We start from the raw sequence: 14660 nt of genomic DNA on the forward strand, positions 1-14660 counted from the left end.
TTTTTCGTTTACTGCATGACGCCTGGGATCAGTCGCCCAGGGTCAGCAGCGAGGCATTGCCGCCGGCAGCGGTGGTGTTCACCGTCACCGTCTTTTCGGTGGCGAAGCGCAGCAGGTAGTGTGGGCCGCCGGCCTTGGGGCCGGTGCCGGACAGTCCCTGGCCGCCGAACGGCTGCACGCCGACCACCGCACCGATCTGGTTGCGGTTGACGTAGACGTTGCCGACGTGGACGCCGTTGCTGATGCGGTCGACGGTTTCGTCGATGCGCGAATGCACGCCCAGGGTCAGGCCATAGCCGGTGGCGTTGATCTGGTCGATCACCGCGTCGAGCTGGTCGCCCTTCCAGCGGATCACGTGCAGGACCGGCCCGAAGATTTCCTTCTGCAGCTGGCCCAGGTCCTTCAGTTCGTACGCACGCGGTGCGAAGAAGGTGCCGTTGGCCGCTTCGGCGGACAGTTCGGCCGCAGCGATCAGGCGCGCTTCGCGGTCCATGCGCGCGGCGTGTTCCTGCAGGGTCTTCAGTGCATCGGCGTCGATCACCGGGCCGACGTCGGTGGACAGCAGGCCGGGGTTGCCGACCTTCAGTTCCTTCATCGCACCGGCCAGCATGGTCATCACCTTGTCGGCGATGTCGTCCTGCACGAACAGCACGCGCGCGGCCGAGCAGCGCTGGCCGGCCGAGGTGAAGGCCGAACCGATGGCGTCCTTGACCAGTTGTTCCGGCAGTGCCGAGGAGTCGGCGATGAAGGCGTTCTGGCCGCCGGTCTCGGCGATCAGCACGCCGATGGCGGCATCGCGTGCAGCCATCGCGCGGTTGATCGCACGGGCGGTGTCGGTGGAGCCGGTGAAGGCCACGCCGGCCACGCGCGGGTCGGCGGTCAGCGTGGCGCCGACGGTGGCGCCATCGCCCGGCAGGTACTGCACCACGTCAGCCGGCACGCCGGCATCGTGCAGCAGCTTCACTGCGTAGTAGCCGATCAGGTTGGTCTGCTCGGCCGGCTTGGCGATGACGCTGTTGCCGGCGGCCAGTGCGGCAGCCACCTGGCCCAGGAAGATCGCCAGCGGGAAGTTCCACGGGCTGATGCAGACGAACACGCCGCGGCCATGCAGCTGCAGTTCGTTGGATTCACCGGTCGGGCTGGGCAGCTTCTCGGCGTGGCTGAACTGCTCGCGCGCCTGCTTGGCGTAGTAGCGCAGGAAGTCCACCGCTTCGCGTACTTCGGCGATGCCGTCGGGCAGGCTCTTGCCGGCTTCCTTCACGCACAGCGCCATGAATTCGGGCATGCGCGCTTCCAGCTGGTCGGCGGCGTGCTCGAGGATGGCGGCGCGGCTGGCGGCCGGGGTGCGGTTCCAGGCCGGCTGTGCGGCCACGGCATTGGCCAGCGCCTTCTGCACGGTGGCGGCATCGGCGGCCTGCCACTGGCCGACCACTTCACGGGTGTCGGCCGGGTTGGTCACCGGCAGCGAGGCACCGGTCGGGTTCGCGCCCGGCACCAGCGGTGCGGCCTGCCAAGGCTTCACTGCAGCGTTGAGCTGCTCGGCCAAGGCGCGCAGTTCGTTGTCGTTGGCGAGGTTGGCGCCCATGGAATTCTTCCTGTCGTGGTTCTGGCTGCGCAGCAGGTCAACCGGCAGCGGGATCTTGGGATGCGGAATCGATTCGAACGAGGACACCATCTCGACCGGATCGCGGACCAGGTCGGCGATCGGCACGCGCTCGTCGGTGATGCGGTTGACGAAGCTGGAGTTGGCGCCGTTTTCCAGCAGGCGACGCACCAGGTACGGCAGCAGGTCTTCATGCGAGCCGACCGGCGCGTACACGCGGCAAGGCAGGCCAAGGCGATCGGCAGGCACTACTTCGGCGTACAGGTCATCGCCCATGCCGTGCAGCTTCTGGTGCTCGTAGACGCCACCGTTGGCGATGCTGCGCACTGCGGCGATGGTGTGCGCGTTGTGCGTGGCGAACATCGGGTAGATCGCGTCGGCATGGGTAAACAGACGCTTGGCACACGCCAGGTAGGACACGTCGGTGTTCTGCTTGCGGGTGAACACCGGGTAGCCGGCATAGCCTTCGATCTGCGCGCGCTTGATCTCGGCGTCCCAATAGGCGCCCTTGACCAGGCGCACCTGCAGGCGACGACCGGCGCGACGCGCCATGTCGGCCAGGTGATCGATCGTGTACGGCGTACGCTTCTGGTAAGCCTGCACGACCACGCCGAAGCCATCCCAACCGGCCAGCGAGGCATCGCCGAACACCTGCTCGATGATGTCCAGCGACAGTTCCAGGCGATCGGACTCTTCGGCGTCGACGGTGCAGCCGATGCCGTAGCTCTTGGCCAGCTGCGCCAGTTCCAGCACGCCGGGCACCAGGTCCTTCAGCACGCGCGCGCGCTTGGCGTGCTCGTAGCGCGGGTACAGCGCCGACAGCTTGATCGAGATGCCCGGGGCGTTGTTGACGTCGCCATCGGCGCGGCCACCACGCGACTTGTGGTCACCACCGATGGCGTGGATCGCACGACGGTAGTCTTCCAGGTAACGCAGGGCGTCCTTCATGGTCAGCGCGCCTTCGCCGAGCATGTCGAACGAGTAGCGGTAGCTGGCGCTGTCGCCCTTGTGCGAGCGTGCCAGCGCTTCGCCGATGGTGCGGCCCATGACGAACTGGTGGCCCATGATCTTCATTGCCTGGCGCACGGCCAGGCGTACCACCGGCTCACCGACGCGGCCGACCAGGCGCTTGAACGCGCTGGGCGCATCGGCGCGGGTGGCGTCGTTCATCTGCACCAGCTTGCCGGTCAGCATCAGGCCCCAGGTGGAGGCGTTGACCAGCACCGAGTCGCTGCCGCCCAGGTGTTTTTCCCAGTCGGCATCGGCCAGCTTGTCGCGGATCAGCTTGTCGGCGGTCTCCTGGTCCGGAATGCGCAGCAGCGCTTCGGCCACGCACATCAGCAGCACGCCTTCCTCGCTGCCCAGGTCGTACTGGCGCATGAAGGCTTCGATCGCGCCCTGGTCCTTGGCGCGCACACGCACCCGGGCGACCAGGTCGGCGGCCAGCGCCTGCACCTTGGCCTGCTCGTCGGCCGGCAGGCGTGCCTGCTCCAGCAGTTCGCGCACATGGCTGGCCTCGTCCTTCAGCCAGGCATCGGTGATGGCCTGGCGGAAGGGGTTGGGGGACGCCGGCAGTTCCGGCGACAGCAGCGCCGAGGGACGCGGGGCGTCGCTGGCGGCAAGGGGAGAGGAGGGTGCGTTCATGCCGGTCCGGCCAGTGGAAAACTTGGCGATTTTAATCATTTTTTCGACTTCAGGAAGGCCCGCGCAGCCACCTTCATGAATGCTGATAGCCCCTAGCGGTGGTGGATTCAGCGTGTTCAGCAAAGTTGGGCCGTTTTGTGCCGAATTCGTCATTCGTGCCGCTGGGCCCATGCTGTATTGCAGCATCGGAAAAAGTGTGAATGCACCCTTGCTACCGGCGAGAGGGCAGGGCTACCATCGAGACGTTTCCCGCGGCAGGAACGCGGTTGCGACATGATCGAGGTGCTTACAGCTCCGGATGGGTCAGGTACGCAGCTGCGACTGCGTCCCCCACGGGCGCTCGATGCCCGGCAGTTCGTCCTGTTGTTTGCTGTGTTGTCGGGAGTGATGTGGCTGGTGTCCGCCTTCGGGTGGGTGGCCGGCAATGCATTCGCCCCCCTGTTCGCGCTGCTGTACAGCCTGTTGCTGGCAGCTGCGTTGCGCGCGTTGTGGCGCAGTGGTGAACGGCAGGAGGAAATCCGGGTAGTGCCGGCGTGCGTGGAGGTCATCCCCGTGCCCGGTGGATCGCCGGTGTTCCGGGCTCATCCGCACTGGGTGCGCCTGCTCACCGACGACCAGAGGGTCCGGCTGGCATCCAGCGGCCGGCAGGTGGAGGTGGGGAGTTTCCTCGCGCCGGCCGAACGTCAAACGCTTGTTGAAACGCTTGAAGATTTGCTCGCCGCCAGCGATGGCGGCAACCGACGACGCTAAGGGTCTAGGCAATGAAGCAAAGCAGAGGGTGGGGCACGAAGTGCGTTGCAATGGCCGCCGCGATGGGGGCCCTGCTGTCGATGACGGGGACGGTGCTGGCCCAGGCGGCCGATCCAAAGCCGTGGCAGCTGAACATGGGCAAGGGGGTGACCCAGACCTCGCGCCTGGCCTGGGAATCGAACAACCTTTCGCTGATCGTCTGTACGGTGATCGGCGTGATCGTGTTCGGCGCGATGGCCTACGCGATGTTCAAGTTCCGCAAGTCCAAGGGCGCGGTCGCTGCCACCTTCAGCCACAACACCAAGGCCGAAGTCATCTGGACGGTGATCCCGGTGATCATCCTGGTGGTGATGGCGTGGCCGGCCACGGCCAACCTGATCAAGATGTACGACACCCGCGATGCCGAGATGACGGTCAAGGTCACCGGCTACCAGTGGATGTGGAAGTACGAGTACCTGGGCGAGAACGTGACCTTCACCAGCCGCCTGGACCGCGAGTCCGACCGCATGCGGCAGAGTGGCAAGGTACCGACCCGCGAGAGCCATCCGCACTACCTGCTGGATGTCGACAACCGGCTGGTGCTGCCGGTGGACACCAAGGTGCGGTTCGTCATCACCTCCGACGATGTGATCCACGCCTGGTGGGTGCCGGCGCTGGGCTGGAAACAGGACGCCATTCCCGGCTTCATCAACGAAGCCTGGACCAGCATCGAGCAGCCCGGTGTCTACCGCGGCCAGTGCGCGGAGCTGTGCGGCAAGGACCATGGCTTCATGCCGATCGTGGTCGAGGCGGTGTCCAAGGAAGAATTCAAGCAGTGGCTGGCGCAGCGCAAACCGGCGCCTGCACCGGCAGCCCCTGCCGCGCCCGCCGAACCCACCGCACCTGCCAGTGAAACGCCGGCGCAGCCGGCGGCACCGGCAGCCGCCGAGGCCGGCAACACGCCTGCGGCGGCGGCCAGCGGAGCCTGATGTAACTGCCCGCGGCCGTATTGCGGCTGCGGCGACAACCGATCCTGAGAGGTGTTTTGCAATGGCGCACTCGGCAGTTGGGCACGACGATCACCATCACCCGCAGAGCTTCTTCGAGCGTTGGTTCTTCTCGACCAACCACAAGGACATCGGCACGCTGTACCTGGGTTTCAGCTTCATCATGTTCGTCATCGGCGCGTTCATGAGCGTGCTGATCCGGCTGGAACTGGCCCAGCCCGGCATCCAGTACATCCGTCCGGAAATCTTCAACCAGCTGACCACCGTGCACGCGCTGGTGATGATCTTCGGCGGGGTGATGCCGGCCTTCGTCGGCCTGGCCAACTGGATGATCCCACTGCAGATCGGTGCGCCGGACATGGCGCTGCCGCGCATGAACAACTGGTCGTTCTGGTTGTTGCCGGTGGCCTTCAGCCTGCTGCTGCTGACCTTCCTGCTGCCCGGTGGCGCGCCGGCCGGTGGCTGGACGCTGTACCCGCCGTTGTCGCTGCAGGGCGGCTACAACGTGGCGTTCACCGTGTTTGCCATCCACGTGGCCGGCATCAGTTCGATCATGGGCGCGATCAACATCATCGCCACGGTGCTGAACATGCGCGCGCCCGGCATCGACCTGCTGAAGATGCCGATCTTCTGCTGGGCCTGGCTGATCACCGCGTTCCTGCTGATCGCGGTGATGCCGGTGCTGGCCGGTGCGGTGACGATGCTGCTGACCGACAAGTTCTTCGGCACCAGCTTCTTCAATGCGGCCGGTGGTGGTGACCCGGTGATGTTCCAGCACATCTTCTGGTTCTTCGGCCATCCCGAGGTCTACATCATGATCCTGCCCGCCTTCGGCGTGGTCAGCGAGATCATTCCGACCTTCAGCCGCAAGCCGCTGTTCGGCTACCAGGCGATGGTCTATGCCACTGCGGCGATCGCGTTCCTGTCGTTCATCGTCTGGGCCCACCACATGTTCACCGTGGGCATGCCGCTGGGCGGTGAGATCTACTTCATGTTCGCCACCATGCTGATCTCGATCCCGACCGGGGTGAAGGTGTTCAACTGGGTCAGCACGATGTGGCGCGGCTCGCTCACGTTCGAAGCCCCCATGCTGTGGTCGGTGGCGTTCGTCATCCTGTTCACCATCGGTGGGTTCTCCGGCCTGATGCTGGCGATCGTGGCCGCCGACTTCCAGTATCACGACACCTACTTCGTGGTCGCCCACTTCCACTACGTGCTGGTGACCGGCGCGGTGTTCGCGCTGATCGCGGCGGTGTACTACTGGTGGCCGAAGTGGACCGGGCGCATGTACAGCGAGAAGTGGGCCAAGGTGCACTTCTGGTGGTCGATCGTGTTCGTCAACCTGCTGTTCTTCCCGCAGCATTTCCTGGGCCTGGCCGGCATGCCGCGCCGCATCCCCGATTACTCGGTGGCGTTCGCCGACTGGAACCTGATCAGCTCGATCGGTGCGTTCGGCATGTTCGCCACGCCGTTCATGATGGCTGCGATCCTGCTGTCCTCGCTGCGCAACGGCGAGAAGGCCGAGGCCCGCTCCTGGGAAGGCGCGCGCGGTCTGGAGTGGACGCTGCCGTCGCCGGCACCGGCGCACACCTTCACCACGCCGCCGACCATCCGCCCGGGTGACCTGGCCCACGACGATATCGGTCATTGAGGTGGTGCATGCATAACGAGAGCCCGATCACCCCGGCCAGAGCCGAGCCACGCGTGGCCGCAAGCGCATCGGCAGGCCAGCGGCCGGGCACCGCGCCGCTTTATGCGGAGCAGCGCCAGCGCGCCAAGCGCACCGCGTTGTGGGTGGGCGCGATCGCCGTGCTGGTGTACGTCGGCTTCATCCTCAGCGGCGTGATCGGTCGATGAGCGAAACACCGGCCACCGCTCCGTCACGCAGCGCCGGCCTGCCGCGCCTGATCGGCGTTGCGGTGGTGGTATTCCTGCTGACGTTCTCGCTGGTACCGCTGTATCGCATCGCCTGCGAGAAGGTATTCGGCGTGCGCCTGGAACGTGGCCCGGGCAGCGAAGCCAGTACCGGTGCTGCCACCGGCAAGCGCACCGTACGGGTGGAATTCGATGGTGGCGTCAATTCGCGGCTGCCGTGGTCGTTCCATCCCGAGCAGCTGACCATGGATGTGGTGCCTGGCGAGCTCAACGAGGCGCTGTACTTCGCCCGTAATGACAGCCAGCAGGCCGTGGTCGGCAGCGCGGTGCCGTCGGTGGCGCCGGCACGCGCGTCCGGGTTCTTCAGCAAGACCGAATGCTTCTGCTTCACCGCGCAGACCCTGCAGGCCGGCGAGAAGCGTGACATGCCGGTGCGCTTCATCGTCGATCCGGACCTGCCGCCGGAAATCCGCACGATCACCTTGTCCTACACCTTCTACCGCAACGATGCGTTGTCCGATCGGCTGGCGCCCGCCGCCACGTCGGAAGGCGCCCACGCTGCTCCCTGACCCGGATACCGACCATGGCCCAGACACCTACCGACGCCAACGTGTACTTCGTCCCGGCCCAGAGCAAGTGGCCGTTCGTCGGTTCCATTGCGATGATGGTGACCATGGTCGGCGTGGCCAGTTGGCTCAATGACGCCAGCTGGGGCCGCTGGACCTTCTACATCGGCGTGGCGATGTTGGTGCTGACCCTGTTCTGGTGGTTCAGCGATGTGGTGCGCGAGTCGCAGGCCGGCAACTACAACCGGCAGGTGGATGGTTCGTTCCGGATGGGGATGGTCTGGTTCATCTTCTCCGAAGTGATGTTCTTCGGTGCCTTCTTCGGTGCCCTGTTCTACACCCGCCACCTCGGCCTGTCGTGGTTGAGCGGCGAAGGGCGCGGGGTGATGACCAACGAGCTGCTGTGGCAGGGCTACTCGGCCGGCTGGCCGACCAATGGCCCGGCAGCGATCGGTGGCGCGTTCCAGACGATCCCGGCCTGGGGCCTGCCGCTGATCAATACGCTGATCCTGCTGACCTCGGGCGTGACCCTGACCATCGCCCACCATGCGCTGAAGGCGGGCAACCGCCGCCAGCTGTTGATCTGGCTGGGCCTGACCGTGCTGCTCGGCCTGGGCTTCCTGACCCTGCAGGCCGAGGAGTACATCCACGCCTACAAGGAATTGAACCTGACGCTCGGCTCGGGCATCTACGGTTCGACCTTCTTCATGCTGACCGGCTTCCACGGCGCACACGTGCTGCTGGGAACGATCATGCTGATCGTGATGTGGCTGCGGTCGGCGAAGGGACACTTCAGCCGCGACAACCATTTCGGCTTTGAAGCGGCCGCGTGGTACTGGCACTTCGTCGACGTGGTGTGGCTGATGCTGTTCCTGTTCGTCTACGTGCTTTGACCGCGCAGGCGTCGGCAGCGTCAGCCGCCGGCGCTGCCTGGTCTGATGGGGCGTCAGCCGCCGATGCCGTGCGGTTTGATCCAGCCCATGTAGATGCTGACGATCACCAGTACGATCAACGCCACCGACACTCCGATGCGGCGGGTCAGTGCATTGACCGTGCGCTTGGTCTGGCCGCGGTCCACCAGCAGGTAATACAGGCCGGCGCCCAGATTCCAGACGATGACGATCAGAAACGCGATTACCAGCAGGGTCTTCAGCGAATCACTCATGCGCGGCTCGAGGGCAGGGTGGATGTGCCTATCTGACCGCGTTTGCGCGGACTTGTCATGATGCGCCAGCACACGCGCCTGATCGGCTGGCTGATGGCGTTGCTGGCGATGGCCGGATTCACCGCGCTGGGGCTGTGGCAGCTGCAGCGGATGCAGGCCAAGCAGGCGTTGCTGGATGCACAGGGCCCGGCCGTGGCGCAGGCGCTGCCGTTGGCGCAGGCGCTGGCGGCCCAGGGCGCGCTGCACGGCGTGGCCGATCACGGTCGCTTCCTGCCGGGCGTGGTGCTGCTGGACAACCAGACCCGCCACGGCCGCGCCGGAGTGAAGATCTATCGTCCGTTCCGCAGCGATGCGGGCAGCGTGTTGCTGGTGGACCTTGGCTGGCGCGCGCTGCCGCCGGACCGCAGGTTGCCGGTGGTGCCGGCACCGCCGTCGCCGGTGGCCGTGCGAGGCCTGTTGGCGCCGCCCCCTTCGTCCGGGCTGGCGCTGGGGCCGGCGTTCACTACCACCGATGTTGCAGGGCGCTGGCTGGCCAGTCGCCTTCCGGCCGATGGCCTGGCTGCGGCACTGGGCCTGCCATCGTTGCCCGAACGCGTGCTGCGGCTGGACCCGGCGCTGCCGTTCGGCGATGAGCGCGATCTCGACCTGCTGCCGAACACGCTGCCGCCGCAGCGCCACCTGGGTTACGCCGTGCAGTGGTTCGGGCTGGCGCTGACCGTGCTGGTGGTGGCGCTGGTGCTGGAATGGCGCAGAAGGCGGCCCGTTGCCCGATAGTGCCGGCCGCTGGCCGGCATCCCTTTCCCAACCATGAGAAAATGCCCTGCATGAACACTGCTACCTCCCCGCAGGCGCGCGGCAACGGCCGCCGGACCCTGGTGCTGCTGTTCGCCGTTTTCTTCGGGGCGATGGCGCTGGCCGCCCTCCTGCGTTTCTCCGGCTGGCAGCCAACCGCGCACCGCAATGCAGGGCAATTGCTGAAGCCGCCGGTGGATCTGCGCCAGCAACCGCCGACGCTGGCCAATGGCGCGGCCTACCCCTGGAACCCCGAGGCGCGCACATGGCGCCTGCTGGTGGCCCCGGCCGGAGCCTGCGACGCGCAGTGCGTCACTTTGTCGCAGGGACTGGGCAAGGTGTGGCAGCTGTTCGGCCATAACGCCGATAATGTCGAGATCCTGTGGCTGGGAACGCCACCGGCGTCGATCGCCTCGCTGCCCGCGCTGCGGCCGCTGGCCCCGGCGCCAGCCCTGCGCGCGGCGCTGCCTGGCGTCGATGATCCGGCGGGTCTGCCGGTCTACGTGATCGATCCGAACGGCTTCGTGATCATGCGTCATGCCCCCGGGAGCGATCTCGGCGGCCTGCGCAAGGACATGGCCACGTTGCTGAAACTGAAGTGAGTCCCGTTTGATGAGCCTTTCCGCGCGTCCGGCGCTGCACCGCAATTTCCACCGCCTGGCGTGGTTCGCCATGATCATGACCGCGAGCACGATCATGTTCGGTGCCTTCGTGCGCCTGTCCGATGCCGGCCTGAGCTGCCCGGACTGGCCGACCTGCTATGGGCAGGCAACCTGGCCGCAGCACGTGGAAGAGACCATCGGCCACCCGGCAGCGGAGATCCGTCCGCTGGAAACACACAAGGCCTGGCGTGAGCAGGTGCACCGCTTCCTGGCTGGCGCGCTCGGCATCGAGATCCTGACCCTGGCCCTGCTGGCCACGCGCAAGCGGCGTTTCGGAAGCACGGCGGTAGTCACCGCCTGCGTGCTGGTGGCCGCGGGCATACCGCTGTACATGATGGGCTGGCATGGAACCGCCAGCGCACTGGCGCTGGTCGGCGAGGCCATCCTGCTGATCGCGGCGCTGCGCTGGAGCAACATCGACCTGGCGCGCGCTGCGCTGCTGACATTGGCGGTGGTGATCTTCCAGGCCCTGCTGGGCATGTGGACGGTGACCCTGCTGCTCAAGCCGATCGTGGTGATGGGGCATCTGCTGGGCGGCATGCTGATGTTCGGCCTGCTGGTGTGGATGGCCTGGCGTGCCACGCACATGCCGATCACCCTGGCCGAGGCGCCGAAGCTGAAGTGGCTGCTGCGCATTGGCGTGGCGGTGCTGGTCACCCAGATCGCGCTCGGTGGCTGGGTCAGCGCCAACTACGCGGCGCTGGCGTGCGGCGGCGGCAGCGCCTCGCTGGACAACTTCCCGCGCTGCGCCAACCAGTGGTGGCCGCAGCACAACTTCGCCGAGGGCTTCACCCTGTGGCGCGGTATCGGTGTGGACTACGAAGGCGGCGTGCTCGACGGTGCCTCGCGCATCGCCATCCAGATGGCCCATCGCCTGTTTGCCATCGTCGTTGCCGTTTACCTGCTGTGGCTGGGCCTGCGCCTGTTCCGGCTGCCGAGCATGCGCGGCTGGGCTTCGGCCTTGGTCGCGCTGCTGGTGCTGCAGGTCACCCTCGGCATCCTCAACGTGAAGCTGGCGCTGCCGCTGGAAGTGGCAGTGGCGCACAACGGCGTTGCCGTTGCCCTGTTGTTTGTATTGGTCAGCCTGCTGGCCCGCCTGCGTGCCCCGGACTGATCCCATGTTTTCCAACTATCGCCAGTACTGGGACTTGACCAAGCCCAAGGTCGTCGCCCTTATCGTCTTCACCGCCCTGGTCGGCATGGTCCTGGCCATTCCCGGCGTGCCTAGCTGGGAGCAGGTGCGTGCCGGCCTGCTCGGCTTCCTCGGCATCTGGCTTGCCGCGTCCGCCGCTGCAGCCATCAACCAGCTGCTGGATGCGCACATCGACGCGCAGATGGCGCGCACCTCGTGGCGTCCGCTGGTGGTGGGCAAGGTCAAGCCGTGGCAGGTGCTGGTGTTCGCCGGCGTGCTGATCGTGCTGTCGATGGCGATCCTGGTGCTGTGGGTGAACTGGATCACCGCGGTGCTGACCTTCGCCTCGCTGATCGGTTATGCGGTGATCTACACCGTCTACCTGAAACGTGCGACCTCGCAGAACATCGTCATCGGTGGTCTGGCCGGTGCGATGCCGCCGATGCTGGGGTGGGCGGCGGTGACCGGCATGCAGGGGCAGTCGGACTGGGCGTACTCGTCGCTGCTGGTGCTGATCATCTTCATCTGGACGCCGCCGCACTTCTGGGCGCTGGCGATCTTCCGTCGCGAGGATTACGCCAAGGCGGAAATCCCGATGCTGCCGGTCACCCATGGCGTGGTGCACACCCGCAAGCAGATCATGGCGTACTCGGTGGTGCTGGCGCTGGTCTGCCTGCTGCCGTACCTGGTTGGCATGAGCGGAGCGTTCTACCTGGGCGGGGCGGTCGTGCTCAACGCGGTGTTCCTCTGGTACGCCTGGCGCATGCTCAACCCGCCGGACGAGCTGTTCTCGATGAAGATGTTCAGTTACTCCATCGTCTACCTGATGGCGCTGTTCGCCTTCCTGCTGGTGGACCACTGGATCCTGCCTTGGTTGTGATGGGCTGAATTCATCGGGCAGCGGCGTTCATTCACGGATGGCGTGGATCTACTGTAGAGCCGAACCCATGCTCGGCTGAGGGTTGATCGTCGACACTTGAACTGTGGTCGAGGCGTCGTCATTGCTGTTTCCAGACCCCAAGAAAAGGAAGGCGCAGGGATGCATTCGATCTTCCGCTGGACCGCCGCGCTGCTGCTGGCGCTGGGCATGGCCCTCAGTGCGCGCGCCGACGACACCGCTGCGCAGATCCGGCAGCACGCCGGTGACCACCGCCTGCTGGTACTGGGCGAATTCCACGGGACACGCGAAACGCCGCTGCTGGTGCGCCAGCTGGTGGACGACTACAGCCGCAACGGCCCTGTCGTGCTGGCGCTGGAACTGCCACGTGGGGAAACCCCCACGCTGCGCGATTACCTGGCTTCCGATGGCGGGGAGCAGGCACGCCAGCAGCTGCGCGGACGTGCGTTCTGGACCGTGCGCGATGACCAGCACGATGGCCGTCGCAGCCGCGACATGCTGGCGATGATCGAAAGCCTGCGCGTGCTGAAGTCGCAGGGGCGTGTGATCGAAGTGGTTGGCTATGACGTCAATGCCAGCAAGGGCGGCAACCAGGCACGCGATGACCGCATGGCCGCCGAGTTGCGGCGCCTGTACGGGCGCCTGCCGGCTGTCGCACGCATGCTGGTGCTGACCGGCAACGTGCACGCCATGCTGCAGCGGCCGCAAGGTATGCCGCCGGAAATGCAGACGCAGCCGATGGCCTCCCAGCTGCGGGACCTGGAGATCTACAGCGTACGGTTGGGCGCGCAGCGTGGTCAGGCGTGGGGATGCGCGGGCAGTTGCATGGCGCGGTCACTTCCAGAGCAGGTGGCCACGCGGCCGCGGGTCGATGCCCATGCGGGACGGCCGTACGACCTGTGGGTGTGGATGCCGGAGCTGAGCGTCGGCACGCTGGTGGATCCGTAGCGTCAGGCAAACCATCCACGCATGGCGTGGATCTACTGCGGGTTCACGCCCTCCGTGGTTTGGAGTAGATCCACGCCATGCGTGGATGGCTGCTCCACAGGTCAGGGCGCGCGCTTGGCATAGCGTTGCGCGATCACGCCGCAGACGATCAGCTGGATCTGGTGATAGATCATCACCGGCAGCACGATCGCGCCGAGGCTGCCACCGGCGAACAGCACCTTGGCGATCGGAACGCCGGTGGCCAGGCTCTTCTTCGAGCCGCAGAACACGATGGCGATCTCGTCTTCGCGGTTGAAGCGCAGGCGGCGGGCGATGAAGGTGATCAGCGGCATGGCGATGCCCAGCAGCACCGCCGACACCACCGCCACCGCCAGCAGCGACAGCAGCGGCGTCTTGCTCCACAACCCCTCGGTAACCGCTTCGCCGAATGCCGAGTACACCACCAGCAGGATGGTGGCCTGGTCGGTGTAGCGCAGCAGCGCGCGCTGCTTTTCCACCCAGCCGGCAATCCACGGCCGCAGCAGGTGGCCGGCCACGAACGGCACCAGCAGCTGCAGCATGATGCCGCCGATGGCATGCAGCGGGTCATGCACGCCGCCGGAGGTACCGGCCAGTGCGGTCAGCAGCAGGGGCGTGAGGAACACGCCGAGGATGCTCGACAGCGAGGCACTGCACACGGCCGCCGGCACGTTGCCGCGCGCCATCGAGGTGAACGCGATGGACGACTGCACGGTGGAGGGCAGGGTGCACAGGAACAGCACGCCCAGGTACAGCTCGGGTGTCAGCAGCCAGCCGGACAACGGCTTGAACAACAGCCCCAGCAGCGGGAACAGGATGAAGGTGCAGGCGAGGATCGTCAGGTGCAGGCGCCAGTGCAGCATGCCGCCGATGATCGATTCGCGCGGCAGGCGCGCGCCATGCAGGAAGAACAGCGCGGCGATGGCGACGGTGGTGACATCGTCGAGCACCAGGGCGGCGGCGCCTTTCATCGGCAGCAGCGAGGCCAGGCCGACGGTGCACAGCAGGGCGAGGGTGAAGTTGTCCGGTCGCAGGCGCGACCACCAGCGGGTCATGGTGGATGGGCTCCTTGGTGCGGGGGGATTACCCCGGGAATCAGGGGGGGGGAAGAAGGAATCGCCAGACGCTCGCGGGTGGCCGCTTCCAACGACTTCAGGCCGGCTCGCTGGCCCAGCTGCAGCGCCTGTTCCGGGCTGGCGTGTTCGTAGCGTGCGTTGACGAGGCCGAGCACGGCACCGGCGCGGTTGCCGGAAGCGCAGTGCAGCAGCACCGGCCCCTGGCTCTGCTGCAGCGCCTGGTGCACGGCGCGCAGGTTGGTGGCATCCAGGCCCTCGGCGCCGGCTACCGGGATGCGCACATAGCGCAGGCCGAGCACTTCGGCCTCGCGTGTTTCATCGAAGCCGCGATCTTCATCGGGTTGGCGCAGGTCGATCACCGTGCGCACGCCTTGCGCAGCCAGTTCGCGCAGTTGCGCGGCCGTGGGCTGGCCACCGGCGTAGAGGCCGGGGCGGACTTCAGCAAGGACAGGGTCCGCAGCCCAGGCCGGCAGGACCGGGCAGAGCGACAACAACAGCAGGCAGGTCAGGCGCAGCAGCATGCTCTCTCCGGGGATGTGCTCTGC

Annotated in this window: 15 protein-coding genes; 11 read left to right on the plus strand and 4 right to left on the minus strand. The window is 66.5% G+C overall.

Going from position 1 to position 14660, the window contains the following annotated elements; genetic code table 11:
- Window positions 1-28: 28 nt before the first annotated feature.
- Window positions 29-3247 (minus strand): bifunctional proline dehydrogenase/L-glutamate gamma-semialdehyde dehydrogenase PutA, encoded by a 3219-nt coding sequence (putA, locus tag LMF57_RS01745; RefSeq protein ID WP_208082205.1) that lies wholly within the window; start codon window positions 3245-3247, stop codon window positions 29-31.
- 273 nt (window positions 3248-3520) lie between these two features.
- Between putA and LMF57_RS01750 the strand changes: the two genes are divergently transcribed.
- From LMF57_RS01750 to LMF57_RS01775, 6 genes are all read left to right on the plus strand, one after another.
- Window positions 3521-3997 (plus strand): DUF2244 domain-containing protein, encoded by a 477-nt coding sequence (locus tag LMF57_RS01750; RefSeq protein ID WP_025878297.1) that lies wholly within the window; start codon window positions 3521-3523, stop codon window positions 3995-3997.
- A gap of 50 nt (window positions 3998-4047) precedes the next feature.
- Complete coding sequence (gene coxB / locus LMF57_RS01755) at window positions 4048-4965, plus strand: cytochrome c oxidase subunit II (RefSeq protein ID WP_229290603.1); 918 nt, start codon at window positions 4048-4050, stop codon at window positions 4963-4965.
- 61 nt (window positions 4966-5026) lie between these two features.
- Complete coding sequence (ctaD, locus tag LMF57_RS01760) at window positions 5027-6634, plus strand: cytochrome c oxidase subunit I (protein WP_025878294.1); 1608 nt, start codon at window positions 5027-5029, stop codon at window positions 6632-6634.
- Window positions 6635-6642: 8 nt separating this feature from the next.
- The gene (locus LMF57_RS01765; RefSeq protein WP_033830167.1) at window positions 6643-6840 is read left to right on the plus strand and encodes a membrane protein; all 198 of its coding nucleotides are present in this window, start codon (window positions 6643-6645) and stop codon (window positions 6838-6840) included.
- Window positions 6837-7427: a cytochrome c oxidase assembly protein gene (locus LMF57_RS01770; RefSeq protein WP_025878292.1), complete on the plus strand. Its 591-nt coding sequence runs from the start codon at window positions 6837-6839 to the stop codon at window positions 7425-7427. Before LMF57_RS01765 ends, LMF57_RS01770 begins: the two co-directional genes overlap by 4 nt.
- A gap of 14 nt (window positions 7428-7441) precedes the next feature.
- Window positions 7442-8317, plus strand: a complete 876-nt coding sequence (locus tag LMF57_RS01775; protein ID WP_117309345.1) for a cytochrome c oxidase subunit 3 — start codon at window positions 7442-7444, stop codon at window positions 8315-8317.
- Between the two features lie 53 nt (window positions 8318-8370).
- Here LMF57_RS01775 and LMF57_RS01780 read toward each other — a convergent pair whose 3' ends face one another.
- Entirely contained in the window at window positions 8371-8589 is a 219-nt protein-coding gene (locus tag LMF57_RS01780) for a twin transmembrane helix small protein (protein WP_010484233.1), read from the minus strand.
- A 57-nt stretch (window positions 8590-8646) separates the two neighbouring features.
- Between LMF57_RS01780 and LMF57_RS01785 the strand changes: the two genes are divergently transcribed.
- From LMF57_RS01785 to LMF57_RS01805, 5 genes are all read left to right on the plus strand, one after another.
- A complete protein-coding gene (locus LMF57_RS01785; RefSeq protein WP_025878288.1) occupies window positions 8647-9363 on the plus strand; it encodes an SURF1 family protein in 717 nt (238 codons plus the stop codon).
- Window positions 9364-9413: 50 nt separating this feature from the next.
- Window positions 9414-9983 carry a hypothetical protein gene (locus tag LMF57_RS01790; protein WP_117309346.1) on the plus strand — a complete coding sequence of 190 codons (570 nt, stop codon included), beginning with the start codon at window positions 9414-9416 and terminating at the stop codon, window positions 9981-9983.
- A gap of 10 nt (window positions 9984-9993) precedes the next feature.
- Complete coding sequence (locus tag LMF57_RS01795) at window positions 9994-11157, plus strand: COX15/CtaA family protein (protein WP_025878285.1); 1164 nt, start codon at window positions 9994-9996, stop codon at window positions 11155-11157.
- 4 nt (window positions 11158-11161) lie between these two features.
- Window positions 11162-12055 (plus strand): heme o synthase, encoded by an 894-nt coding sequence (gene cyoE, locus LMF57_RS01800; RefSeq protein ID WP_208082204.1) that lies wholly within the window; start codon window positions 11162-11164, stop codon window positions 12053-12055.
- A 159-nt stretch (window positions 12056-12214) separates the two neighbouring features.
- Window positions 12215-13021 carry a calcium-binding protein gene (locus LMF57_RS01805; protein WP_208082203.1) on the plus strand — a complete coding sequence of 269 codons (807 nt, stop codon included), beginning with the start codon at window positions 12215-12217 and terminating at the stop codon, window positions 13019-13021.
- Between the two features lie 101 nt (window positions 13022-13122).
- Here LMF57_RS01805 and LMF57_RS01810 read toward each other — a convergent pair whose 3' ends face one another.
- Both LMF57_RS01810 and LMF57_RS01815 read right to left on the minus strand, forming a co-directional pair.
- On the minus strand, window positions 13123-14094 hold the full coding sequence (locus tag LMF57_RS01810) for a bile acid:sodium symporter family protein (protein ID WP_117309349.1): 972 nt from the start codon (window positions 14092-14094) through the stop codon (window positions 13123-13125).
- Entirely contained in the window at window positions 14091-14636 is a 546-nt protein-coding gene (locus LMF57_RS01815; RefSeq protein WP_229290605.1) for a protein tyrosine phosphatase family protein, read from the minus strand. The genes LMF57_RS01810 and LMF57_RS01815 overlap by 4 nt, the downstream gene beginning before the upstream one ends.
- Window positions 14637-14660 lie beyond the last annotated feature (24 nt).

The organism is Stenotrophomonas sp. SI-NJAU-1, from assembly GCF_020883215.1.
In the GTDB taxonomy this organism is placed as follows: domain Bacteria; phylum Pseudomonadota; class Gammaproteobacteria; order Xanthomonadales; family Xanthomonadaceae; genus Stenotrophomonas; species Stenotrophomonas indicatrix.

Bases quoted from the DNA above. Each gene is read 5' to 3' on its own strand.
- putA (WP_208082205.1), bottom strand. From the start codon at position 3,247: ATGAACGCACCCTCCTCTCCCCTTGCCGCCAGCGACGCCCCGCGTCCC.
- LMF57_RS01750 (WP_025878297.1), top strand. From the start codon at position 3,521: ATGATCGAGGTGCTTACAGCTCCGGATGGGTCAGGTACGCAGCTGCGA.
- coxB (WP_229290603.1), top strand. From the start codon at position 4,048: ATGGCCGCCGCGATGGGGGCCCTGCTGTCGATGACGGGGACGGTGCTG.
- ctaD (WP_025878294.1), top strand. From the start codon at position 5,027: ATGGCGCACTCGGCAGTTGGGCACGACGATCACCATCACCCGCAGAGC.
- LMF57_RS01765 (WP_033830167.1), top strand. From the start codon at position 6,643: ATGCATAACGAGAGCCCGATCACCCCGGCCAGAGCCGAGCCACGCGTG.
- LMF57_RS01770 (WP_025878292.1), top strand. From the start codon at position 6,837: ATGAGCGAAACACCGGCCACCGCTCCGTCACGCAGCGCCGGCCTGCCG.
- LMF57_RS01775 (WP_117309345.1), top strand. From the start codon at position 7,442: ATGGCCCAGACACCTACCGACGCCAACGTGTACTTCGTCCCGGCCCAG.
- LMF57_RS01780 (WP_010484233.1), bottom strand. From the start codon at position 8,589: ATGAGTGATTCGCTGAAGACCCTGCTGGTAATCGCGTTTCTGATCGTC.
- LMF57_RS01785 (WP_025878288.1), top strand. From the start codon at position 8,647: ATGATGCGCCAGCACACGCGCCTGATCGGCTGGCTGATGGCGTTGCTG.
- LMF57_RS01790 (WP_117309346.1), top strand. From the start codon at position 9,414: ATGAACACTGCTACCTCCCCGCAGGCGCGCGGCAACGGCCGCCGGACC.
- LMF57_RS01795 (WP_025878285.1), top strand. From the start codon at position 9,994: ATGAGCCTTTCCGCGCGTCCGGCGCTGCACCGCAATTTCCACCGCCTG.
- cyoE (WP_208082204.1), top strand. From the start codon at position 11,162: ATGTTTTCCAACTATCGCCAGTACTGGGACTTGACCAAGCCCAAGGTC.
- LMF57_RS01805 (WP_208082203.1), top strand. From the start codon at position 12,215: ATGCATTCGATCTTCCGCTGGACCGCCGCGCTGCTGCTGGCGCTGGGC.
- LMF57_RS01810 (WP_117309349.1), bottom strand. From the start codon at position 14,094: ATGACCCGCTGGTGGTCGCGCCTGCGACCGGACAACTTCACCCTCGCC.
- LMF57_RS01815 (WP_229290605.1), bottom strand. From the start codon at position 14,636: ATGCTGCTGCGCCTGACCTGCCTGCTGTTGTTGTCGCTCTGCCCGGTC.